The sequence below is a fragment of the Pseudomonas capsici genome (assembly GCF_017165765.1).
GTDB lineage: Bacteria > Pseudomonadota > Gammaproteobacteria > Pseudomonadales > Pseudomonadaceae > Aquipseudomonas > Aquipseudomonas capsici.
In genome coordinates this window covers 269,041-291,660 of sequence record NZ_JAFGZD010000007.1, presented here as the reverse complement: position 1 = coordinate 291,660, position 22,620 = coordinate 269,041, and the positions used below count along the sequence as shown (strand labels likewise).

The 22,620-nt window shown below is 58.7% G+C and carries 25 protein-coding genes and 1 other RNA gene; 15 read left to right on the top strand and 11 right to left on the bottom strand.

Annotated features, from left to right (window positions below; genetic code table 11):
• Positions 1-46 precede the first annotated feature (46 nt).
• Positions 47-1,414 carry a CYTH domain-containing protein gene (locus JSY17_RS12775; RefSeq protein WP_206401852.1) on the top strand — a complete coding sequence of 456 codons (1,368 nt, stop codon included), beginning with the start codon at positions 47-49 and terminating at the stop codon, positions 1,412-1,414.
• A 118-nt stretch (positions 1,415-1,532) separates the two neighbouring features.
• Here the strand turns inward: JSY17_RS12775 and JSY17_RS12770 are convergent, their stop codons facing one another.
• On the bottom strand, positions 1,533-2,003 hold the full coding sequence (locus JSY17_RS12770; RefSeq protein WP_117163683.1) for an Lrp/AsnC family transcriptional regulator: 471 nt from the start codon (positions 2,001-2,003) through the stop codon (positions 1,533-1,535).
• A gap of 128 nt (positions 2,004-2,131) precedes the next feature.
• Here JSY17_RS12770 and JSY17_RS12765 point away from each other — a divergent pair, with 128 nt between their 5' ends.
• The 5 genes from JSY17_RS12765 to JSY17_RS12745 all read left to right on the top strand — a co-directional run bounded on the left by JSY17_RS12765 (position 2,132) and on the right by JSY17_RS12745 (position 6,173).
• Positions 2,132-2,479 carry a hypothetical protein gene (locus tag JSY17_RS12765; protein ID WP_122371985.1) on the top strand — a complete coding sequence of 116 codons (348 nt, stop codon included), beginning with the start codon at positions 2,132-2,134 and terminating at the stop codon, positions 2,477-2,479.
• A gap of 110 nt (positions 2,480-2,589) precedes the next feature.
• The gene (locus JSY17_RS12760; RefSeq protein WP_117182612.1) at positions 2,590-4,374 is read left to right on the top strand and encodes a GspE/PulE family protein; all 1,785 of its coding nucleotides are present in this window, start codon (positions 2,590-2,592) and stop codon (positions 4,372-4,374) included.
• A gap of 36 nt (positions 4,375-4,410) precedes the next feature.
• Positions 4,411-5,331 carry an SPFH domain-containing protein gene (locus tag JSY17_RS12755; protein ID WP_200998002.1) on the top strand — a complete coding sequence of 307 codons (921 nt, stop codon included), beginning with the start codon at positions 4,411-4,413 and terminating at the stop codon, positions 5,329-5,331.
• A 10-nt stretch (positions 5,332-5,341) separates the two neighbouring features.
• A complete protein-coding gene (locus tag JSY17_RS12750; RefSeq protein WP_117163687.1) occupies positions 5,342-5,794 on the top strand; it encodes an NfeD family protein in 453 nt (150 codons plus the stop codon).
• Between the two features lie 58 nt (positions 5,795-5,852).
• Positions 5,853-6,173, top strand: coding sequence for a DUF2388 domain-containing protein (locus tag JSY17_RS12745; RefSeq protein WP_117163688.1), 321 nt, complete (start codon positions 5,853-5,855; stop codon positions 6,171-6,173).
• 52 nt (positions 6,174-6,225) lie between these two features.
• Here JSY17_RS12745 and gcvH read toward each other — a convergent pair whose 3' ends face one another.
• The 8 genes from gcvH to JSY17_RS12705 all read right to left on the bottom strand — a co-directional run bounded on the left by gcvH (position 6,226) and on the right by JSY17_RS12705 (position 15,245).
• The gene (gene gcvH, locus JSY17_RS12740) at positions 6,226-6,612 is read right to left on the bottom strand and encodes a glycine cleavage system protein GcvH (RefSeq protein WP_206401851.1); all 387 of its coding nucleotides are present in this window, start codon (positions 6,610-6,612) and stop codon (positions 6,226-6,228) included.
• A gap of 45 nt (positions 6,613-6,657) precedes the next feature.
• Entirely contained in the window at positions 6,658-7,740 is a 1,083-nt protein-coding gene (gcvT, locus tag JSY17_RS12735; RefSeq protein WP_117182616.1) for a glycine cleavage system aminomethyltransferase GcvT, read from the bottom strand.
• Positions 7,741-7,887: 147 nt separating this feature from the next.
• Positions 7,888-9,504 (bottom strand): ABC transporter permease, encoded by a 1,617-nt coding sequence (locus JSY17_RS12730; RefSeq protein ID WP_206401849.1) that lies wholly within the window; start codon positions 9,502-9,504, stop codon positions 7,888-7,890.
• A 135-nt stretch (positions 9,505-9,639) separates the two neighbouring features.
• Positions 9,640-10,641, bottom strand: a complete 1,002-nt coding sequence (locus JSY17_RS12725; protein ID WP_206401848.1) for an extracellular solute-binding protein — start codon at positions 10,639-10,641, stop codon at positions 9,640-9,642.
• Between the two features lie 185 nt (positions 10,642-10,826).
• On the bottom strand, positions 10,827-12,047 hold the full coding sequence (locus tag JSY17_RS12720; RefSeq protein ID WP_117182619.1) for a 2-octaprenyl-3-methyl-6-methoxy-1,4-benzoquinol hydroxylase: 1,221 nt from the start codon (positions 12,045-12,047) through the stop codon (positions 10,827-10,829).
• Positions 12,048-12,098: 51 nt separating this feature from the next.
• Complete coding sequence (gene ubiH / locus JSY17_RS12715) at positions 12,099-13,286, bottom strand: 2-octaprenyl-6-methoxyphenyl hydroxylase (protein WP_122371981.1); 1,188 nt, start codon at positions 13,284-13,286, stop codon at positions 12,099-12,101.
• Positions 13,283-14,617 carry a Xaa-Pro aminopeptidase gene (pepP, locus tag JSY17_RS12710; protein ID WP_122371980.1) on the bottom strand — a complete coding sequence of 445 codons (1,335 nt, stop codon included), beginning with the start codon at positions 14,615-14,617 and terminating at the stop codon, positions 13,283-13,285. Before pepP ends, ubiH begins: the two co-directional genes overlap by 4 nt.
• Positions 14,618-14,690: 73 nt before the next feature.
• Positions 14,691-15,245, bottom strand: a complete 555-nt coding sequence (locus JSY17_RS12705; RefSeq protein ID WP_117182622.1) for a YecA/YgfB family protein — start codon at positions 15,243-15,245, stop codon at positions 14,691-14,693.
• A 148-nt stretch (positions 15,246-15,393) separates the two neighbouring features.
• On the opposite strand from JSY17_RS12705, the gene JSY17_RS12700 reads away from it, so the two are divergent.
• The 4 genes from JSY17_RS12700 to JSY17_RS12685 all read left to right on the top strand — a co-directional run bounded on the left by JSY17_RS12700 (position 15,394) and on the right by JSY17_RS12685 (position 16,850).
• Positions 15,394-15,603, top strand: a complete 210-nt coding sequence (locus JSY17_RS12700) for a TIGR02449 family protein (protein ID WP_117163697.1) — start codon at positions 15,394-15,396, stop codon at positions 15,601-15,603.
• A complete protein-coding gene (locus JSY17_RS12695; RefSeq protein ID WP_117163698.1) occupies positions 15,600-15,929 on the top strand; it encodes a cell division protein ZapA in 330 nt (109 codons plus the stop codon). The genes JSY17_RS12700 and JSY17_RS12695 overlap by 4 nt, the downstream gene beginning before the upstream one ends.
• Before the next feature lie 30 nt (positions 15,930-15,959).
• A non-coding RNA gene (ssrS, locus tag JSY17_RS12690) (6S RNA) lies at positions 15,960-16,138 on the top strand.
• Positions 16,139-16,229: 91 nt separating this feature from the next.
• Positions 16,230-16,850, top strand: a complete 621-nt coding sequence (locus tag JSY17_RS12685; RefSeq protein WP_117163699.1) for a 5-formyltetrahydrofolate cyclo-ligase — start codon at positions 16,230-16,232, stop codon at positions 16,848-16,850.
• A 51-nt stretch (positions 16,851-16,901) separates the two neighbouring features.
• On the opposite strand, the gene JSY17_RS12680 is transcribed toward JSY17_RS12685, so the two are convergent.
• Complete coding sequence (locus JSY17_RS12680; RefSeq protein WP_038399728.1) at positions 16,902-17,054, bottom strand: hypothetical protein; 153 nt, start codon at positions 17,052-17,054, stop codon at positions 16,902-16,904.
• A 188-nt stretch (positions 17,055-17,242) separates the two neighbouring features.
• Here JSY17_RS12680 and JSY17_RS12675 point away from each other — a divergent pair, with 188 nt between their 5' ends.
• The gene (locus tag JSY17_RS12675; protein WP_206401847.1) at positions 17,243-17,692 is read left to right on the top strand and encodes an EVE domain-containing protein; all 450 of its coding nucleotides are present in this window, start codon (positions 17,243-17,245) and stop codon (positions 17,690-17,692) included.
• Between the two features lie 6 nt (positions 17,693-17,698).
• Here JSY17_RS12675 and JSY17_RS12670 read toward each other — a convergent pair whose 3' ends face one another.
• Positions 17,699-18,109, bottom strand: a complete 411-nt coding sequence (locus JSY17_RS12670) for a flagellar basal body-associated protein FliL (protein ID WP_206401846.1) — start codon at positions 18,107-18,109, stop codon at positions 17,699-17,701.
• A gap of 130 nt (positions 18,110-18,239) precedes the next feature.
• Here JSY17_RS12670 and JSY17_RS12665 point away from each other — a divergent pair, with 130 nt between their 5' ends.
• From JSY17_RS12665 to JSY17_RS12650, 4 genes are all read left to right on the top strand, one after another.
• On the top strand, positions 18,240-19,217 hold the full coding sequence (locus JSY17_RS12665) for an NADPH:quinone oxidoreductase family protein (protein ID WP_206401845.1): 978 nt from the start codon (positions 18,240-18,242) through the stop codon (positions 19,215-19,217).
• A gap of 288 nt (positions 19,218-19,505) precedes the next feature.
• On the top strand, positions 19,506-21,377 hold the full coding sequence (locus JSY17_RS12660; RefSeq protein ID WP_206401844.1) for an S-type pyocin domain-containing protein: 1,872 nt from the start codon (positions 19,506-19,508) through the stop codon (positions 21,375-21,377).
• Entirely contained in the window at positions 21,374-21,649 is a 276-nt protein-coding gene (locus JSY17_RS12655; protein ID WP_117182627.1) for a bacteriocin immunity protein, read from the top strand. Before JSY17_RS12660 ends, JSY17_RS12655 begins: the two co-directional genes overlap by 4 nt.
• Before the next feature lie 33 nt (positions 21,650-21,682).
• The gene (locus JSY17_RS12650) at positions 21,683-22,456 is read left to right on the top strand and encodes a cell envelope integrity protein TolA (RefSeq protein ID WP_206401843.1); all 774 of its coding nucleotides are present in this window, start codon (positions 21,683-21,685) and stop codon (positions 22,454-22,456) included.
• Positions 22,457-22,620 lie beyond the last annotated feature (164 nt).

Here is a 22,620-nt window from a genome sequence, read left to right as displayed (position 1 = left end):
TTGGCTGTGCTCCCGTCATCAGCATCAGCGTTTGGACTTCCCGGCCATGCAAAAAGAAACAGAAATCAAACTCCGCGTCAGCCGCGAGACCCTCGTTGCACTGCGCGAGCACCCCTTGCTGAAAAAGCGCAACAAAAGTGGCTGGGAGCGTATCGAGCTGTCGAACCAGTATTTCGATACCCCGGAACGTGATCTGGCCAAGGCGAAGGTGGCGCTGCGCATCCGTCGCGACGGCGACCGCCTCATCCAGACCATGAAGACCCGTGGCCAGAGCGTGGCCGGCCTGTCCGAGCGCAACGAATTCAACTGGGATCTGCCCAAGGCCAAACTGGACCTGAAAAAACTCGAAGGCGATTGCTGGCCCGAGCAACTGGCGGATCTGGACAAGAAAACCATCAAGCCACTGTTCACCACCGACTTCATTCGTGAAAAGGCGGAAATTTCCTGGGGCCGTGGCAAGACCAAGGTCGTGATCGAGGCCGCTCTGGACCTGGGCCAGGTCGTGGCTGGCAAACAGAAGGAAGAAATCTGCGAGCTGGAACTGGAACTGCGCGAAGGCGAATCTGGCGCACTTCTGGAACTGGCTGCCGAACTGGCCGCCAGCCTGCCGCTGATGCCCTGCGATATCAGCAAGGCCGAGCGCGGCTATCGCCTGTTCGATGCCAACAGTTACTCCCTGAGCCTGCCAGCACCGAAACTGGACGCCGAAACACCGCTGGACGACGCCTATGCCGCGCTGGCCTGGCATCTGCTGGGCAGCAGCCAGCGTCTGGCCGAGCAATACCGCTTCAACGGCCACTGGCGCCTGCTGCAGGAATGGGTCGAATTGCTGGCCGAACTGCGTTCGCTGACCAGCAGCCTGGGCCAGGCCGCACCTCGCGCCTCTACCGCACAACTGCGCACCGCGCTGGACGCCCTGCTGGAAGACTGGCGCCCGCTGGTACAGGCCGGTCAAGAAGATGAAGACGTACGCGGCGCGGCTCACGAGCAATTTCTCGATGAGCTGCTGGACACCCGCTGGGGCGAATTCTCGCTGAACACGTCGCGCTGGCTGCTGAATCGCAGCTGGGCCGCCGAGCGCAACAACCGCGGCAATCGTCAGGGCGCTGCGCTGTTGGCCAGCTGGCTGCCACGCCTGCTCGCCGACGAAGCGACCGCTCTGCAACTGGGCCGCTATCAGCAGCAACCCGAAGACCTGGCCGAGCAACTGCCACGTATCGAACGCATCCAGGCCTGGCTGCACTGGGCACGTGGCGCACTGGACCTGCCGGAACTGGATCGTCTGTATGGCGAGTTGAACAAGCTTGAGCAACTGGCCCATCAGGACATCAGCGACGAAGTGCTCGACGCTCGCGTCCATCAGGCATTGACCGTATTCCAGAGCCGCGCCTGGAAAGTCCTGCTGCGTATGTGATGATTGTTAAGTCACATCCGTGTGAGGGGCCTTGGCCGCAACAGCCAGTTTCAGGCGCTTGAAATGTGTTGCCTGCAAGCTGGGTCGTCGTGGCCAAGGCCCCTCCCACAAGTGACAGCTACTTCACAATCGGCAAGCTGGTCGTGGATTTGATTTCGGATAACGCCACGGTCGAGTTCACTTCCTGAATCCCCGGCACCAGCGACAGTTTTTCAAAGAAAAACCGCTCATACGCCTCGATATCCGATGTCACGATGCGCAGCAGGAAATCCACCGAGCCCATCAGCACGTAGCACTCCAGCACTTCAGGGAAGCCACGGATCGAATCGGTGAATTCGGTGAAATTCGAGCGGCCATGGGCGTTGAGTTTGACCTCGGCAAAGATCTGCGTGTTGAGACCGATTTTCTTGCGGTCCAGCAGTGTCACGTGACGCCGAATCACGCCTTCATCCTTCAGCCGCTGTATCCGTCGCCAGCAGGGCGACTGCGACAAACCCACCTTCTCGGCCACCTGGGCACTGGAAAGCGAGGCATCCTCCTGCAGCAATGCCAATATCTTGCGGTCGTAAGCATCCAGCTCAACTTGCATAAACAATCCCTTTAAAATCCATATTGCGCATTAACAATTCCAAAAAAGCCTAAACCTATTGATCATAGACCAGAAATTTCCGTTTCGGCGTGCAAGAATTTCCTCCACTCAATACAGGAGAGGCCAGTATGCCCAACCTTGAAGCCGTTTCAGCACCGGAACTTCGCCCGGACACCTGGTCACCCGCCACTGCTTCCTGCTGCGCGCGCTATCAGGTGCTGGCCGAAGCCGAACCGGCTCTGCTCTGTCAGGTACTCAATCTGTTCGCGATGCAGTACCTGACACCGCAGAACGTCATTGCTTCACGGCAGGACAGGCTACTGGCCATCAACCTGACAGTCGAGGGGCTGAGTTGGCATCGGGCTCAGGTGATTGGCGAAAAAATGCGCAATCTGATCGATGTCTGCTCCGTGGAACTGGAGCAGATCCACGCCCCGCAAGCCGCTCATCCGCATGTCGCACTAGCCGCTGGCTGAATTGTCTTGAAGACATTCGTAATTCCCGGTCGCATAGAGGGCTCAACACTGTCACGCTTGAGGACTATTCTTGCTCATCGTCCGATGATGAATTGCCTCAAGGAGCGCGCATGGCAGTCCTCGCCCCATCGTCACAGGATCGCTGGCTCGATCTGAACGACCTGCTACGTGATCTGGTCGCCCAAGGCGTACTGAGTCAGAACGATGCAGAAACAGCCCTTACCCAGCGCCGTAGCGCGGCCAATATCCAGCTCCATCCGCTGGAGTTCATTGCGTCCCTGCAGTTCGATGACCTCAAGCGTCCGGGCAAGAAGCTCGATCTGGAAACCCTGACCAGTTGGCTCGCCCAGCAATGCGGCCAGCCATACATGCGTATCGATCCGCTGAAAATCAATGTCGCGGCCGTCATGCCGCTGATGTCCTATGCCTTTGCCCAGCGCCACAAGATCCTCGCTGTGGCCGTGGATCGCGAATCCGTGACCATCGCCAGCGCGCAGCCTTATGTGCGCGCCTGGGAAGAGGACCTGGCCCATGTGCTGAAGCTGACCATCAAGCGTGTGGTGGCCAATCCGGTCGATATCCAGCGCGTGACGGTGGAGTTCTTCAGGCTGGCGAAATCCGTCAGCGGCGCCAATGCAACCGATCTGAAAACCAGCAACATGGGCAACTTCGAGCAGTTGCTCAAGCTCGGAGCCAGCGATCAGGAGCCCGACGCCAACGATGCGCATATCGTCAATATCGTTGACTGGCTATTCCAGTACGCGTTCCAGCAACGCGCCAGCGATATCCATATCGAGCCGCGCCGCGAGCAAGGCACCGTGCGTTTTCGTATCGATGGCGTACTGCATAACGTCTATCAGTTCCCGTCACAGGTCACGATGGCGGTGGTCAGCCGTCTGAAAAGCCTCGGGCGGATGAACGTTGCGGAAAAGCGCAAACCTCAGGACGGTCGGGTCAAGACCACCACGCCCGATGGCGGCGAGGTGGAGTTGCGGCTCTCGACCCTGCCCACCGCGTTCGGCGAAAAGATGGTGATGCGGATCTTCGACCCCGAAGTGCTGCTCAAGGACTTCGATCAACTGGGTTTCTCCAGCGATGACTTGCGACGCTGGCAGGGCATGACCAATCAGCCCAACGGCATCATTCTGGTCACCGGCCCGACCGGTTCGGGCAAGACCACCACGCTTTACACCACACTCAAGAAGCTGGCGACCTCCGAGGTCAACCTGTGCACCATCGAAGACCCCATCGAGATGGTGGAACCTGCCTTCAACCAGATGCAGGTCCAGCACAACATCGACCTGTCCTTCGCCAGCGGTGTCCGTGCCCTGATGCGACAGGACCCGGACATCATCATGATCGGCGAGATTCGCGACCTGGAAACCGCGGAAATGGCGATTCAGGCCGCGTTGACCGGCCACCTGGTTCTCTCGACCCTGCACACCAACGACGCTCCCAGCGCCATCAGCCGCATGCTGGAGCTCGGCGTGCCGCACTACCTGCTCAAGGCCACCATTCTTGGTGTAATGGCACAGCGTCTGGTGCGCACCCTGTGCCCGCACTGCAAGGCCCCGATCAACCTGAACGAAACCGACTGGCAGACCCTGACCCGCCCCTGGCAGGCTCCGGTGCCGAGCGGCGCGCATCAGGCCGTCGGCTGCGTGGAATGTCGCGAAACCGGTTACCGTGGACGGGCTGGCGTCTATGAGATCATGCTGATGTCCGACAGCGTCAAAGCCCTGATCAGCGCCGATCTGGACCTGACCGCCATGCGCCGCCAGGCCTTCAAGGAAGGCATGCGCAGCCTGCGCCTGTCCGGCGCGCAGAAAGTCTCGGCGGGGCTGACGACACTGGAGGAAGTGCTGCGGGTCACGCCACAGAGCGAGCAGCGCTAGAAAACGAACGCAACATAGAAAGCACAGGGAAACGTCATGCAAATCGGCAGTGTGGTTCTGTTATTCGTCGGGCTGGCAGTAGCCGTCGTGTTCATGGGCTTCAAGGTTGTGCCACAGGGCTACCAGTGGACGGTAGAACGCTTCGGGCGCTATACCACCACCCTCAAACCCGGACTCAACATCATCGTGCCCGTGATGGACCGGATCGGTCACAAGATCAATGTCATGGAAAGCGTGCTGGATATCCCGCCTCAGGAAGTCATCACCGCCGACAACGCCACCGTACAGATCGATGCCGTCTGCTTCTTTCAGGTGGTCAACACGGCCCAGGCCGCCTATGAGGTCAACAACCTCGAACATGCCATCCGCAACCTGCTGCAGACCAACATTCGTACCGTGCTCGGCTCCATGGAGCTGGATGCAATGCTCAGCCAGCGGGACAACATCAACGAGCGCCTGCTGCGCACGGTCGATGAAGCCACCGCGCCATGGGGCATCAAGATCACCCGGATCGAAATCAAGGACATCAGCCCGCCTGCCGACCTGATGGCGGCGATGTCCGGCCAGATGAAGGCCGAGCGGATCAAGCGGGCGCAGATCCTTGAAGCCGAAGGCTTGCGTGCTTCTGCAATTCTTACCGCAGAAGGCAAGAAGCAAGCACAGATCCTCGAGGCCGAAGGCAGTCGTCAAGCGGCCTTCCTGGAGGCTGAGGCACGGGAGCGTCAGGCCGAAGCTGAAGCACGGGCCACTCAGGTGGTATCCGAAGCCATCGCTGGCGGAAACGTGCAGGCCGTCAACTACTTCGTGGCCCAGAAGTACGTCGAAACCCTGGGCAAACTGGCCAGCGCCAATAACAGCAAGGTTATCCTGATGCCACTGGAAGCCAGCCAGGTCATCGGAGCCGTGGGCGGTATCGGAGAGATTGTCAAAGCCACCTTCAACAATCCGAAAGCCTGAGGCCCGCACCATGAATTTTCTGCAAAACCTGTCGGCCTGGGACTGGCTTGGACTGGGCACGGTGCTGCTGATCTTCGAGGTCTTCGGTGCGGGCGGTTATCTGCTGTGGATCGGCATTGCGGCAGCATCGGTCGGTATCCTGACCTTCGTCATGCCCGAAATGCCGTGGGCCTTGCAGTTTCTGCTTTTCGCCCTGTTTTCGGTACTGACTGCGGCCTATTGGTGGCACAGGCAGCGCAGCGTGGCTCGCCCATCGGATCAACCAGGCTTGAACATGCGCGGACAGGAACTGATCGGGCGCACCTTTACCGTCCAGACCGCAATTGTCGATGGAAGAGGCAAGATCAAGGCCGCCGATACCGTCTGGATCGTGACAGGACCAGACGCGCCGACAGGCAGTCTGGTAAAGGTCATTGGTCAGGAGGGGGCCATCCTCAAGGTCGAGGCGCCGAATCCGAATTGAACTCAACCACCGCTCCGGCTATCCAACCTCTCAGAACAACCACAGTCGGAGTAACACCATGCGCCTCAAACATGCAGTCATCACATGTGCCTTACTGTCACTTCCGGTCGGTTCAGCGATGGCCGACGGTTTCTGGCGTAATGTGATTTCTTCCGGTGCGACCACCGGTTCGACTTACCTGACCTTCAAGGATCACAAGCTGATCGTCGCTGCACAGGATGACGCCGGCAGCTTCGTCGCCAGCGATGGCGGCATCCGTGGTCCATTCCTGGAAGCCGCTATCCAGCAGGTTCGCAAAGACAACCCAGGCCTGAATGCAACGGACATGGAACTGGCCAACGCGATCCTGGCCAAGAATCTGGTCGCCGAAAACCAGTAATCGGCCCCATGAAAAATGCCGCTCATACGAGCGGCATTTTTTTGCCTCGGGATCACTCGCCGATGGAGTTTCTGTAACCCTCGGCATCCAGCAGTTTTGCCAGATCGGCTGTGGCATTGCCTGGCTGGAGTTTGAAGATCCAGGCTTCGTAAGGAGTGCTGTTCAGCAATTCCGGAGCATCGGCCAATTCTTCGTTGACCGCGATGACTTCGCCCGAGACAGGCGAGTAGATATCGGAAGCAGCCTTGACCGACTCGACCACACCAGCAGCTTCAGTGGCGGCGAAAACCTTGCCCATTTCCGGCAGCTCGACGAATACCACATCGCCCAGCGCTTCCTGAGCATGATCGGAGATACCCACAGTTACCGTACCGTCGGACTCCAGGCGCGCCCATTCGTGGCTTTCGGCGAAACGCAGTTCGGCGGGAATATTGCTCATTTAGTCATCCTCTACATCGAGTCAGCGGAAAACCCGCCAGATAGGTTAGATCAGGGTTTTGCCATGACGTACAAACGCTGGCTGCACTACACGCACCGGATACCATTTGCCGCGGATTTCGACTTCGGCCCGGTCGCCAGTTGCCATCGGAACACGTGCCAGGGCAATCGACTTGCTTAGCGTAGGAGAGAAACTACCACTGGTGATCTCTCCTTCGCCAATTTCTGCGATACGCACGACCTGACGCGCCCGCAACACGCCGCGCTCCTCAAGCACCAGTCCCACCAGTTTCGAGGCGACGCCTGCGGCACGCTCGCTTTCCAGTGCATCGCGACCGATGAAATCACGCTCTGCCGGTTCCCAGGCAATGGTCCAGCCCATGTTCGAAACCAGCGGCGAGGCGTTTTCGTCGATGTCCTGGCCATACAGATTCATGCCGGCCTCAAGACGCAATGTATCTCGCGCCCCCAGACCGATAGGGGAAATGCCCGCGCCGACCAGATCGTTGAAAAAGCCGGGAGCCTGTTCGGCTGGCAGGATGATTTCCAGGCCGTCCTCGCCGGTATAACCGGTACGGGCAATGAACCAGTCGCCGTCATCATGGGCTTCAAAAGGCTTGAGCTGATGAATGGTTTCGGCCCGCGCGCTGGACACCAGCTCGGCAATCCGGCTTCTGGCCCGTGGACCTTGAATTGCCAGCATGGCCAGCCCGGTGCGCTCGACCAGTTGCACATCGAAACCGGTGAGGTGCGATTGCATCCAGGCCAGATCCTTGGCACCGGTTGCCGCATTGACCACCAGGCGATAACCGCTGGCGGTGAGGTAGACAATCATGTCGTCGACGATACCGCCACGGGTATCGAGCATGGCGCTGTACAACGCACGTCCCGGACTTTTAAGCCGTTCCACATCGTTGGCCAGCAGGTAACGCAACCAGGCCTTTGCCTGACTGCCCATGACATCAATCACATGCATGTGAGAGACATCGAACACTCCGCAATCGCGGCGCACCTGATGGTGCTCCTCGACTTGCGATCCGTAATGCAACGGCATGTCCCAGCCACCAAAATCGACCATCTTCGCGCCAAGCGCGAGGTGCAGGTCAAAGAGTGGGGTACGCTGTCCCATGGGTTTCTCCTTCCGGGCGTGGCGAAGGTGCGGACCGGCAGATCAAAGGCAGCCCCTCGTGGCTAGAGGTTTGCAGCAAATGACAGCATGCCGAACGGTCTGACAGACCGCACCGATTGCGGCGCATTGTAGCCGTATGGGGAGTGACTAACCAATCTGACGCGCCGAGCGCCGGATCAACCCGATCACGGGCAACAGCCCGACCAGTACCAGCGTCAAGGCGGGCAAGGCTGCACGCGCCCATTCCCCCTCGCTGGTCATCTCGAAGATGCGCACCGCAAGGGTATCCCAGCCAAACGGACGCATGAGCAAGGTGGCGGGCATCTCCTTGAGCACGTCGACGAAGACCAGCAATGCCGCGCTCAAGGCCCCCGGCACCAGCAGTGGCAGATACACTTTGAAAAACAACTTTGGCCCACTGACCCCAAGGCTGCGGGCAGCCTCCGGCAGCGAAGGACGAATCCGCGACAGGCTGTTTTCAAGCGGTCCATAGGCCACCGCAATGAAGCGCACCAGATAGGCCAGCACCAGAGCCGACAGGCTGCCCAGCAGCAAGGGTTTGCCAGCGCCACCCAGCCAGCCGGAGAGCGGGATCACCAGTTGTCGGTCCAGATAACTGAAGGCCAGCATGATCGAAACGGCCAGCACCGAACCGGGCAGTGCATAGCCGAGATTGGCCAGACTCACGCCGGAGCGAATCGCTGGAGTGGGCGCCATGCGTCGGGCAAAAGCCAGAATCAGCGCCACGCAAACGGTGATGAACGCAGCAATGCCACCCAGATAGAGCGTATGCAGGATCAGACCGGTATAACGCTCATCCAGATCGAAACGCCCACGCTGCCAGACCCAGACGATCAACTGCAGCATGGGCACGGCAAAGGCGCAGATGAACACCAGCCCGCACCAGCCACTGGCCGCCAGCGCTTTCATGCCCCGCAGATGATAGAGCGCCTTGCCTCGTGGCCGCTCGTTGGTCGCCCGACTGGCGCCCCGCGCACGGCGCTCGCCATAGAGCACCAGCATGACGGCCAACAGCAGCAGGCTCGCCAGTTGCGCGGCACTGGAAAGGCTGAAGAAGCCGTACCAGGTCTTGTAAATGGCCGTAGTGAACGTATCGAAGTTGAATACCGACACCGCGCCGAAATCCGCCAGGGTTTCCATCAAGGCCAGTGCCACACCGGCACCGATGGCCGGGCGCGCCATGGGCAGCGCCACCCGCCAGAAAGCCTGCAACGGCGACTGCCCCAGCACCCGGGCCGCTTCCATCAGGCCTTTGCCCTGCGCCAGAAACGCCGTGCGTGCCAACAGATAGACGTAGGGATAGAACACCAGCACCAGAACGATGATCACCCCGCCCGTGGAGCGCACGCGGGGCAGTCGCAGGCCGTTGCCGAACCATTCCCGCATCAGGGTCTGAACGGGGCCGGAGAAGTCCAGCAGGCCGACAAAGACAAAGGCGAGCACATACGCCGGAATCGCGAAGGGCAGCATCAAGGCCCAGTCCAGCCAGCGCCTGCCGGGAAACTCGCAGAGGCTGGTCAGCCACGCCAGACTGACGCCCAGCAGCGTGACACCGATGCCCACTCCCAGCACCAGAATCAGCGTGTTGCTCAACAGGCGAACCATCTGGGTTTCCAGCAGATGGGACCAGATCTCCCGGTCGATGCTCTCCCAGGACAGCAGCAACACGCTCAGCGGCAACAGCACCAGAGCGGCGATGGCAAAAACCAGGGGATACCAGCGACGTTGGACGGGATGGGCCAAGGGATATCTCGGAAATCATGAGGAAACGTGTAGGAGCGGATTTATCCGCGAAGCAGTTTGGGCCTCGACATCATCAGTGTCTGGCGGGCTGCTTTCGCGAATGAATTCGCTCCTACGGGGCGTGGCGGTATTAAATCAATTCCAGCCAGCACGATCCATCATGCGAATCGCTTCGGCCTGACGCTTGCCCGCCACTTCGACAGGAATGGTGTCAGCCTTGAACGCGCCCCAACTGGCGACTTCTGCCGATGGCGCGACTTTCGGATTGGCCGGGAACTCCTGGTTGGTGCCAGAGAAGATGGCTTGCGCCTCTGGCCCTGTCATCCACTCCACCAGCGCCTTGGCGGCCTCGGGGTGTGGTGCGTATTTGGTCAGGCCAATACCCGACAGGTTGACGTGTACACCACGATCCGACTGGTTCGGCCAGAACAGCTTCACTGCCAGGTCGGGGTTTTCCTTGTGCAGGCGGCCATAGTAATAGGTGTTGACGATGCCGACGTCGCATTGTCCGGCATCGATGGCCTCAAGCACCGCAATGTCATCGGAGAACACATCGGTGGACAGGTTATTGACCCAGCCCTTGAGAATCTTCTCGGACGCTTCGGCACCATGGGTTTCGATCAGGGTCGCTGTCAGGGACTGGTTGTAGACCTTCTTGGCGGTGCGCAGGCACAGACGCCCTTCCCAGTTTTTGTCTGCCAGGGCTTCGTAGGTGCTCAGCTCGGCAGACTTAACGCGATCCGTCGAGTAGGCGATGGTGCGCGCACGCAGGCTCAGGCCGGTCCAGGCATGGCTGGAGGAACGGTATTGGGACGGGATATTGGCATCGATCACCGGCGAGGTGAACGGCTGCAGAATACCCATCTGCTCGGCCTGCCACAGGTTACCGGCATCGACGGTCAGCAGCAGGTCAGCCGTGGCGTTTTCGCCTTCGGCCTTGATGCGCTGCATCAGCGGAGCTTCCTTGTCGGTGATGAACTTGATCTTCACCCCGGTCTTGGCCGTGTAGGCATCGAAGACCGGCTTGATCAGTTCATCGATACGCGATGAATACACCACGACCTCGTCAGCGGCCTGGGCAGTACTGCCGAGTACTGTCAGTGTCAAAGCAGCCAGAAGACGCTTGCTAGCCTGCATGGGAGTCTCTCGCGTTCGAAAAATGAGGCGAAATGGTAGTTAATCCCATTTTCGATCACAATCGAACAGCCACCCGAGGCGTTACCGAATGTTTCAACGCCATATGGCGGATGGCTGCCAATGATGCGGAAGGCGTCGCCAGCAAGCTGCCTCCCGCAATCGAACTGGCCTGACAGCACTTGCTCCTACAGGCGGGCAAGCTCCGGCAGCTCTCCTGACAAGCCCAGCGCTTCACGCACAAACATGGCCTTGGCTTCCGGCATCTGGTTGACCATCTTCAGGCCGGTGTTGCGCAGCCAGCGCAGCGGCAGCGGGTTAGCCTGGAACAGGCGCTCGAAACCTTCCATGGCCGCCATCAGGGCCAGGTTGTGTGGCATGCGACGGCGCTCGTAACGGCCCAGCACCCGAACATCGGCCAGACGCTCGCCACGCTCGGCAGCATGCAACAGCACTTCGGCCAGCACCGCAGCATCCAGGAAGCCCAGGTTCACGCCCTGCCCGGCCAGCGGGTGAATGGTGTGGGCAGCATCGCCAATCAGCGCCAGCCCCGGCGCGACATAACGTTTGGCATGACGCTGACGCAACGGCACACACACTCGCGGGTCGGCGGCCAGCACCGTTCCCAGGCGGTCCTCGAAAGCCCGCTCCAGCTCGCGACAGAAGGCTTCGTCATCCAGCGCCATCAGGCGCTCGGCCTCAAGCGGAGTCACCGACCAGACGATGGAGCACCAGTGCTCGCCTTCACGCTCCAGCGGCAGGAACGCCAGCGGACCATCGTCGGTAAAACGCTGCCAGGCCGTTCTGCGATGTGAGTCTGCGGTGCGCACGCTGGTGACAATGGCGTGATGCAGATAATCCCATTCCCGGGTCGGCGTGCCTGTCAGGCGGCGCACCGCCGAATTGGCACCATCGGCCGCAATGACCAGCGGCGCACGCAACTGACGACCGTCGGCCAGGGTCAGCAGCCAGTCATCGCCGGAGTGGCGCATGTGCTCCAGACGGGCATTGCCCAGCAAGCCGATATCGCTGTCGTGCAGCCGTTCCAGCAAGGCATCCTGCACCACGCGGTTTTCGACGATATGGCCCAGCACTTCGGCATGCACGCTGGATGCAGAGAAATGGATTTCGCCGGTACCGCTGCCATCCCACACATGCATCTGCCCATAAGGGCTGGCGCGACGGGCGGCGATGCCTTCCCAGACATCAAGGCGTTGCAGAATCCGTTGGCTGGCCGCCGACAGGGCACTGACGCGGGGCTCGAAGGACGATTGCGGGTCGAAGGGTTTGACGCTCAGCGGGCCGCCATCGACCACGACCACATCCAGGCCACTGCCTTGCAGGGCCAATGCAAGGGCGCTGCCGACCATTCCGGCTCCGACAATCAGCACATCTGCGCGGGTTTCCATGCTTAGATCGTTCTCGCTTGCGGCCAAAGCCGTGTTCTAAAAGTTCGTGGGTCACACATCGGATCGAGTCCCCAGGCCCATGGCCTGGCGGGCAAACCAGCGTTTGGCCGGTGGCAGCAGGTCCAGCCCCAGCAATCCGAGGTTACGGCCTGCCGTGATCACCGGCTGCGTACTGCCGAACAGCCGGGTGACCTTGTCGGAAAAGCCCACGGTCATCTGTTGATCGAGGCGCTGCCTTTCGCGATAGGCCAGCAGGGTCGTCAGATCACCCGGTGACTTGTCGCTTTCCAGCAGGGCTTCAGCCAGGGCATCGGCATCACGCAGCGACAGGTTGAAACCCTGACCGGCAATCGGATGCAGGCTGTGAGCGGCATTGCCCAGCACAACCAGATGCGAGCGAACCTGTTCTTCGGCTTCCACCAGAGAAAGCGGATACACATGGCGCGTACCGACCTGACGCAAGGTGCCAAGGCGGTAACCGAATACATTCTGCAGTTCGCTGAGGAAGCTGCGGTCATCCAGCGCTGCAAGCCGCTGGGTGTCATTGCCCTTGCGGGTCCAGACCAGCGCACAGCGGTTTTCCGGCAAGGGCAGCAGAGCCATGGGGCCGTCATCGGTGAAGCGCTCGAACGCCTGCCCGCAATGGGCTTCGCTCGGGGTGATATTGGCGATCAAGGCGCTCTGATCGTAAGTACGCTCGCGTACCGCAATGCCTAACTGCTCGCGCAGGCTGGAGCGGCCACCATCGGCCAGCACCGCCAGATCGCACTCCAGTTCGGTTTCGTCATTGAGGGTCAGTCGATAGCCATCGGCCAATACCTGCATGTGCCTGACCTCAGCGGGCACGCGCCATGTCACGACCTCGCGATCCAGCCCCGCCCACAGGCATTGACCGAGCCAGGCGTTTTCCACCACATAACCCAGCGCAGGAACACCTTCTTCCATGGCGGCAAGACGGGTCGCACCGAAGCGCCCGCGATCAGACACCTGAATCTGCAGGATGGGCTCGGCACGCCGGGTGATCTGCTGCCACAGGCCAAGACGCTCATAAATGCGCCGCGCTCCGAACGACAGCGCCGAAGAGCGAGCATCGTAGCTGGGCTGATAACTGTCGCCCGGTGCAAAAGGTTCGATCAGTACGATCTTCCAGCCTCGCGCCTTTGCACCTGCCTGCAAGGCCAGAGCAAGGCTGGCTCCCACCAGACCACCCCCGATGATTGCAAGATTGAAACGGCTCATGCGGCCTGATTCCGTGCAGCGGCCATCAGGGCCTCGATTTCAGCGACGGTCTTGGGCACGTCACCGGAAAGAATCTCGCACCCTTTCCTGGTCACCACTACGTCATCCTCGATTCGCACACCGATACCTCGCCATTTCTTCGCGACATTCTGATTGTCGGGAGAGACATAAATCCCCGGTTCCACGGTCAGCGCCATGCCGACCTCCAGTACCCGCCATTCGCCGCCGACCTTGTATTCGCCGACATCATGCACGTCCATGCCCAGCCAGTGCCCGGCGCGGTGCATGTAGAACGGCTTGTACGCTTCGGTCTCGATCAACTCGTCCACATCGCCCTGCAACAGGCCCAGCTCCACCAGCCCGGCAGTAATAACCCTGACCGTCGCTTCGTGTGCCTGGTTCCAGTGCTTGCCGGGGCCGATGGCCGCAAACGCCGCTTCCTGAGACTTGAGCACCAGCTCATAAATCGCCTTCTGCTCTGCCGAGAATTTCCCGCTGACCGGAAAGGTGCGGGTGATGTCGCTGGCATAGCAATCAATCTCGCAACCGGCATCGATCAACACCAGATCGCCATCCTTGAGCGGCGCGTCGTTCTGCTGATAGTGCAGGATGCAGGCATTACGGCCCGAAGCGACGATGGACCCGTAGGCAGGCATTCTGGCCCCGCCCTTGCGAAACTCGTAATCCAGCTCGGCTTCCAGGCTGAATTCATGGAGCCCGGCACGACTGGCCTGCATCGCCCGGATGTGGGCGCGAGCGGAAATCTGCGCAGCCTCGCGCATGACCTTCACTTCCGCTGCCGATTTATACAGGCGCATATCGTGAAGCAGATGATCCAGCGCAACGAACTCGTTCGGCGGTTGCGCCCCCAGATGAGCCTTGGAACGAATCGTATTGATCCACTCCATCAGATGCCGGTCGAATTCAGGGTTGCTGCCCATGGCCGAGTACACCCGCTCCCGTCCTTCGATCAGGCCCGGCAGGATGTCGTCGATATCGTTGATCGGGAAGGCATCGTCGGCCCCGTAATCCCGAACGGCACCTTCCTGACCGGCACGCAGCCCGTCCCACAGTTCTCGCTCCGGGTTGCGCTCGCGGCAGAACAGCACGTACTCGCCATATTCGCGCCCCGGAATCAGCACCACCACAGCCTCGGGCTCGGGAAAGCCGCTCAGGTACTGGAAGTCACTGTCCTGCCGGTAGACATGCTCGACATCACGATTGCGAATCGCAACAGCCGCAGCCGGAAGAATGGCGATGCTGTTGGGCACCATCTGGGCCATCAGGGCCTTGCGTCGGCGGGCGTATTCGGACTTCGGGATATGGATCATGGGCAGACGGGGTCCCCTGGTTGAGCAAGCCGGTCAGGGCTGTCGAAATCCTGACCCGGCATGCGATGAACAATCAGTGCAGGGAAGGCTTGGGCTGTGGCGCAACGGCCTTGCTGCACTCCGTGTACAGCAGCAGTGGCGCGACACGCAGGTACTCCATGACTTCCATGTAGTCGCTTTCGCCGTCCTCGGATTCTTCCAGTGCATCCTGTACCTGGGCGATGGCCGCCAGATCCTGCAGCACTTCAGTGGCTTCGATGCTCAGAACCGCATCTCCGACCGCCAGGCCAAAGCCCGACAGGAAACCCTGGCACCATTGGCCCAGTGCGGCAGCGCGCTCGGCCAGCGGCTCGTCGTCGCCGGGCAGCAACAGCACGACGGTCATGTCGTCGCTGGTCAGTTCGCCCTTGACCATCTCCTGCAGACCGATCAATGCCTGACGAACATTGTCCTCAGGCTCGGTCTCGAGCAGTACGGAAGCATCGGCAAACCAGCCTTCGCTATCGAAGCCGGCACCGGCACAACTGCGCCCCAGCAACAGGCCGTGCAGTTCGGCAGGGGAAACCGGATGGCCACTGGTATTGAGCAGAGTGGCAAATGCTTTGTACGGGGAATTCTGAATGGGCATGGGCAGCTAGTCGCCAAACGGCGCAATGTCTAGAATGAAGGCCTTGTATCCTAGACTATCCGCGCAACAAGATCATCAACACGGCGGTTAGAGGCAGTGGCGTTACCTGACTGCGTGCCATTCATCAGAAAGTATTCAGTGGAAAACAATGGAAGACACCGATCTGCAAGCCCTGATGAACCGGCTCGAATTGCTGCTCAAGCACACCGAGCAACTTAAAAGCCAAAATGCACTCCTATTAGCTCAGGAAAAATCCTGGCGCGAGGAACGCGCCCACCTCATTGAAAAGAACGAAATCGCCCGGCAGAAGGTCGAGTCCATGATTTCGCGCCTCAAGGCCCTGGAGCAAGACTCATGAGTAATGGCAACAGCGTTACCGTTCAAATCCTCGACAAGGAATATTCGATCATTTGCCCTCAGGAAGAGCGCACCAACCTGGTCAGCGCCGCCCGCTACCTGGATGGCAAGATGCGTGAAATCCGCAGCAGCGGCAAAGTGATCGGCGCAGACCGCATTGCGGTCATGGCTGCCCTGAACATCACTCACGACCTGCTGCACAAACAGAATCTGCCTGACGTGCAAACCAGCGGTTCGACCCGCGAAAAGGTGCGCGACCTGCTGGAAAGAGTCGATCTGGAGCTGTCCACAAACACTCCGGCAACACCCGATTCACCTCGAGGCTGATTATTTCCGGTCATTTCTGTATACTTGCGCCGCTCCCTGGAGTGCTTGCCAGTCGGTCATGTCCCTGAGCCGATACGCACAACCACGGGGGTTGCACGTTGGGGTCGGTGTGCATGTCCGCTTGACGGAAAGCCTTAAGACCTCCTGCAATCACCACCTTGAACTTTCGGGTTCAAGGGCTACACCGACAGCGGTTCGTCGGGGAGTCCCAATTCAATCCATTGCCAGTCCCGCTGTCTGGCAATGTCGATTCCGTCTCCGGTTTCAACCTCACGGATCAGCCTGCATGACCTTGCGTTCATGACCAGCAACCCGACACTCACACGCCCGCAACTGCGCCGCCAGCTACGCAAGGCGCGTCGTGCGTTGACTCCCGGCCAGCAACGCGCTGCCGCTCTGGGCCTGTATCGCCAACTGGCACAACATCCCCTGTTTCGCCGCGCCCGTCATGTCTCGCTCTACCTGCCCATGGACGGCGAGATCGATCCACGGCTTTTGCTGCGGGCCGCCCAACGTCGGGGCAAGGCGACTTACCTGCCGGTGCTCGATGCCTGGCCACGTACCAAGATGGTTTTCCAGCGCGTGCGCCCTGGCGAGAAATTCATCCCCAACCGTTTTCGCATCCCGGAACCGCGCATCAATCGCGCACGGCAACGCAGGATCTGGGCACTGGATCTGATCCTGATGCCTCTGGTCGGATTCGATGACGAAGGCGGACGCCTGGGAATGGGCGGCGGTTTCTATGACCGCAGCCTGGCGTATCTGGCACGCAGAAAGACCTGGAAAAAACCGCTGCTGCTGGGCCTGGCCCATGAGTGTCAGAAAGTCGAACGGCTCGCGCAGGCAAGCTGGGATGTTCCGCTGCAAGGCACGGTATCGGACAGCCGCTGGTATCTGGCACAACAGGAAGAAGAGAAGTGACGCGACGGGAGCTACAGGCATAGCCCCCGGAAAAGAAAGAAGCTTAAAACATCAATGCCGCCCGGGCACCTTTTGTTGCTGCTGAGTGATCTCGACAGGTGCATCCACCTTGTTGGCCCACAGGCTCTGCGCATAACCGGTAGTCACGATACCCAAGCCGAACAACGCCACTAAAACCCACAGTAAATCCGGCTTGCGTTTCATTGACTGCCCTCCTTCGACAAATCAATACGCTGCCAACAGCCGCTCTCGTAAAGGCCATGTAACAGCAGGGTGCTTAAAAAGGCGGCATTTTGCGATAACGTGAACCAGTACGCAAATAGTGGCGCCAACCGACTGTCGGTTTGTCATAAAAACATCCCGATGTTGTGTATTCCCATGGAGAACACCCAATGGCCTATTGGCTGATGAAGTCAGAACCCGACGAACTCTCGATCAGTGACCTGCAACGCCTCGGCAAAGCCCGCTGGGATGGCGTGCGCAACTATCAGGCCCGCAATTTCATGCGCAGCATGTCGGTGGGAGACGAGTTCTTTTTCTATCACTCCAGTTGCCCGGAGCCGGGAATTGCCGGAATCGGCAGGATTATCGAAGCCGCCTACGCTGACCCCACGGCCCTTGAGCCGGAAAGTCACTACTTCGACGCCAAGGCCAGCGCCGAAAAGAACCCATGGAGCGCAATCGATGTCGCCTTCGTGGAGATCTTCCCGAAAGTGCTGGGGCTGGGTTACCTGAAACAACAGGCGGCGCTCGAGCAACTGCCTCTGGTGCAAAAAGGCAGCCGACTCTCGGTCATGCTGGTGACCGCCGAACAATGGTCGGCGATCCTGGCACTGCGCTGAAGGACGTTACTGAACGATAAAGTTGTTGAACAGCAAGTCTTCGACGATCGGCTTGCCCTCTTCGCTGGTCATCACTTGCTGGACCTGCTTGAGTGCTTCCTGACGAATCTTTTCCTTCGCATCGGCGCTGCTCATGGAGTCGACAGTCTGCTGGGTAAACAGGGCAACCAGCAGATTACGGATCAGCGGGTCATTGCGCTTGACCGCCGTCTGGGCATCGGCACCGGTAACGCGCAGGGCGATATCGGCCTTGTAGACGCGCAACTTCGGCCCGCCATCAAGGGCATAGTTGCCCACAAACGGAGGTGTCAGGGAAACATAGGCCGCCTTGGGCTCTGCGCCCTCGCCTTCTTTGGCTTCTTCCTGCGCCAGGGCAGGCAGCGACAAGGCCAACAACATCAAGATCCACGCTTTCACAGTCCACTCCTCAATACGGGTTGCCGCGTAGGTTACAGCTTATACACGCTTATAAGGCCGGGCCATGCTCATTGACCCGAAAACCTGCATATCCGACCTTATCGGCCATTACCGGAAAAGGAATAGCCCGATGAAAGCCCTGCTGTGCAAAGCCTTCGGTCCTGCCGACACCCTGACCCTGGAAAACGTCGACAGCCCCGCTATCAAGAAGAACGAAATCCTGCTCGATGTACAGGCTGCGGGCGTCAACTTCCCGGACACGCTGATCATCGAAGGCAAATACCAGTTCAAGCCGCCTTTCCCCTTTTCACCGGGCGGCGAAGCAGCAGGCATCATCTCGCAGGTCGGTGAAAAGATAACCCACCTCAAACCCGGCGACCGGGTCATGGCCCTCACCGGTTGGGGCAGCTTCGCCGAGCAGGTTGCGGTACCGGGCTACAACGTACTGCCGATTCCCGAAGCCATGGACTTCACCACCGCCGCCGCTTTCAGCATGACCTACGGCACCTCCATGCACGCCCTCAAACAACGCGCCAACCTGCAACCCGGCGAAACCCTGCTGGTGCTCGGCGCCTCGGGCGGCGTGGGCCTCGCCGCCGTGGAAATCGGCAAAGCCCTGGGGGCTCGCGTCATTGCCGCCGCCAGCAGCGCCGAAAAACTTGAAGTTGCCAGAAATGCCGGTGCAGACGAGCTCATCAACTACAGCGAAACCAGCCTCAAGGACGAAGTGAAACGCCTGACAGCAGGCAACGGCGTCGACGTCATCTACGACCCGGTCGGCGGCGACCTCTTCGACCAGGCCATACGCTCCATCGCCTGGAACGGCCGCCTGCTGGTCGTCGGCTTCGCCAGCGGCCACATCCCCGAACTACCCGTAAACCTCGCGCTATTAAAAGGCGCATCCGTAGTGGGCGTGTTCTGGGGTTCTTTCGCGCAAAGACAACCCCAAGAAAATGCCGCGAACTTCAAGCAATTGTTCGATTGGTATGCAGAAGGAAAGTTGAAACCGCTGGTATCGCAGGTTTATCCGCTGGAAAGAGGGGCCGAAGCGATTGAGGTGTTGGGGAAAAGGAGTGCGGTGGGGAAGGTGGTGGTATCGATTGGTTAAAAGCAGGTTAAACCTGGGTCGCTGCAAGGGTGACTCAGGTGAGCATTTTTAAAATCGGAAAGTCATGAAGTTAAACAGGCAAATCGGCGGTGTTCTCACTGTCCAGCTCACGAATAAATTCGCCCCTACAACTAGTGCGGCGAAATTATAACCATTAATAAATATTTATTGCCCTCCAAAAAACCTGACAGACACTTAAGTCACAACCCACTCTAAAAACAACATACATATACCGCACCACCCACCATCAAATTCGTAACGTTCAGCCATACAAACAAGGAGAACTGTATGGCTACACGAAGGAAGCGACAAACCAACGTATTACATGACACTACAACCGGAACGGTAAATATATCCCCCAGTAGCAACCCTGCGCCTCAAAATACCGGATTCTTTGATCGAAGTTTCACTAATACGGGCTCTTCAAAACGTAGAAAACGGCGTCGACGATTACATGCTCAAGCCCGGCAACAGGCCGCTCAGGCTAGAGCGGCTGCAGAAGCCCAAGCCCAGGCTGAACAGCAGGCACGCGCTCAGGCTCATGCTCAAGCACAAGCCGCAGAACAAGCACGCGCTCAAGCCGCCGCTCAGGCACAGCGTGAGCAGGCGTATAGGCAAACAATCAACGACCTCACCCAGACTCAACAGGTAGTCAAATCTGATCTTGCCCTGCGCTACGAACAGACCACACAAGAGCTGCCTGCAACGCTGCTAGACGAGATTCAAACTGACCTCGCCCCCCTGACGGGCAACCCGACCAGTCAACAGCTTGCGGATCTGATCCTTCAGGAAAAGTCCCGGATCAACTATCTGCTGGCCGGCAAACAGGCCGAGCTTGAACAACGCAACCTCAAAACACTGACGCATGGCGAAGCACTGTCGGCCAGCACACCGGAGCAGTATCGCCACTACCTGGAATCCCGCAGCCAGGGCGATCCGCAGCGAGCTCAAGAAACCCATCAGGCCTGGACGGATGCCGTCAACAATGAACATGAAGCCAGGCTGCTCGCCGAATCGGCAGCATTTCTGGAACAGCGTTCCACAGAGTTATCCGAGCACCATGCCCGGGTGTCTCAAGCCCGCCAGAACACCGCTCCATCACCACGAGCAGGCGCCGAGCGCTTGTGGTCGGCAATCACCCCATCGAGCACCTCAAGTCCCTCCGAAGCTCTGGAAAAGGCCGGGCAGATCGCTAAAGAGATATTCATCAAAACGGCAATCAACCGACTGAAGCTTAACCCCGGAGTTGCCTTGGCACTGTACTCGCCAACGTTAGGCGATGCCGAACGCACAGCCACCATCGTTGCAAGCCCGGTTTCGCAACTCAACCTGCCACCTGATGTGGACATGGAATACGTTGCCAGCGTCAAGGGCAGCATCGATGTTCCGCAACGGCTGGTCATGGAAGATGACGGGCAACAATCGGTCGCCAAGTGGGTGGCAGCGGACGGCGTAAAAGTCGGCACCAAAGTTCGTGTCCGACATTTCACATACAACGCTCAGAACAATACCTACGAATTCATTCGTGACGGCGATACCCGGCCAGCATTGGTCTGGACTCCAATTGAGCAACCGGCAGACAGCTCCACCCGTTTTCCAGGCCAGAAACCGGTCTTGCCGGTCGACCCAGGCGTGGATGTATCGCCACAGGGCACCCGCGTTGACGAACTGCCGAGCTTCGTCAATGACGACCCCGACGATTACATCCTGGTATTCCCGCCAGGCTCCGGCCTGCCTGACACGTATCTGCTTTTCAAGGACCCGCGAACTATTCCGGGGGTCGCGACAGGATACGGAAAACCGGTAACAGGTACTTGGCTAGGCGAAAGCACCCGCGCGCAAGGAGCTCCCATTCCTTCGCAGATTGCGGATCAGTTGCGGGACAGGCAGTTCAGTAGTTTTGGCAGATTACGAGAAGAAATCTGGAAGGCGATAGCCAGTGACCCAGAGCTTCAGAAGCAATTTAATCCTTACAACCTTGAGCTTATGAAGTCAGGACGCGCTCCCCAACCAAAGCAGGCTGATCAAGTGGGGAGACGAAAAACATTTGAAATTCATCATCAGCATGAAATAGCAAACGGCGGAGCTGTTTACGACATTGACAACTTGAGGGTACTTCCCCCCAAACAGCACATTGAACATCACAGGAGACTGCAATGAACCTCAAAAGAAAACTCGAAGATTACACAGAGCAAGAGTTCCTAGAACTTATCAACGAATTCACCAACCCTAGAAACCTCCCAGGGAAAGAATTTGAAAGACACACGAGATTTTTATTGGACCATTTTAAAGAAATAACGGAGCACCCTGACGGGTCAGATTTGATTTATTACGCAGAAGTCCCCACCAATCAGGGCATTCTGGAAACCGTAAGAGAATGGCGCGCTCAGAACGGAAAACCAGGATTCAAGAAATCCGATAACCATCAATGACTAATGACAACCTTCAGACAGGAGTAAGAAATCATGGAAGAACTTCAACACCATCTTCATAAACTGCCGAGCTTTCTAAAAGCAGAACTGACCGCACAAGCTGGCAACACGAACGGACTCAGTGAACTGCAAATCATCAGGCAATATTACAATTCTACCGATCAACTCATTAACAGCAAACGTGCAGGGTTGGCGCAAGAACACGTTGATGCGGCAGTTGCAAATTTTGGTGGAACACCCTGGAGCAAGGAGGATCTGGAACTCAGCGAACAACTTCGCAATATGCCGGGTATACGATCAATGGATCCCTACTCCATGAGTATTAATGCTCATTTCTTTTTGGAATCCAACCGTTTCCTGAATGAGCTCAAGCCCAGGATGAAGGAGATTGAAGCCCGACTTGTAGCCGAGCAAGCGCAACGCCAGGCCGCCGAAGTCGCTCGTCTCCAGGCTCAACGCGCCGCTGAAGAGGCTGCGCGGATCAAAGCCGAAGAAGAGGCTCGCGAACTGGCCAGACGTCAGATCGAAGAAGCAAAACAGGCCGCTCTGGCGCTTGCACGCCGTCAGGTCGAGGAGGCTGCACAAGCACTGGCCACACGTCATAACCAACCGCAGGTTACCAATCAATCGGTAGCGTGGACTCCAGGACCAGAAACCAGTCAGCAGATCACATTGGCACTGAGCAATCTTGGTACAAGCATCGAGGTGGCGATCACGGCGTTTCATGAGGTGCTCCAGCCGCATGCGAACCTGTCCGACAGCGCTCATTTTGATGAGGTCCTGAAGATGAGCCAGGCAGCGGCCTGAGTCTTCGCGAATGGATTCGCTTCTACGAAAGTTGTAGGAGCAACCGGGCGGCGTTCCGTTTTATTTGCGAAAGCCCAACAATACCATCGCAAGGAAAACAACTCTGCTACGACCTACCAACAGCCCGAATTCAACAGGAAATCACTTCCGAGCATTTCAAAATA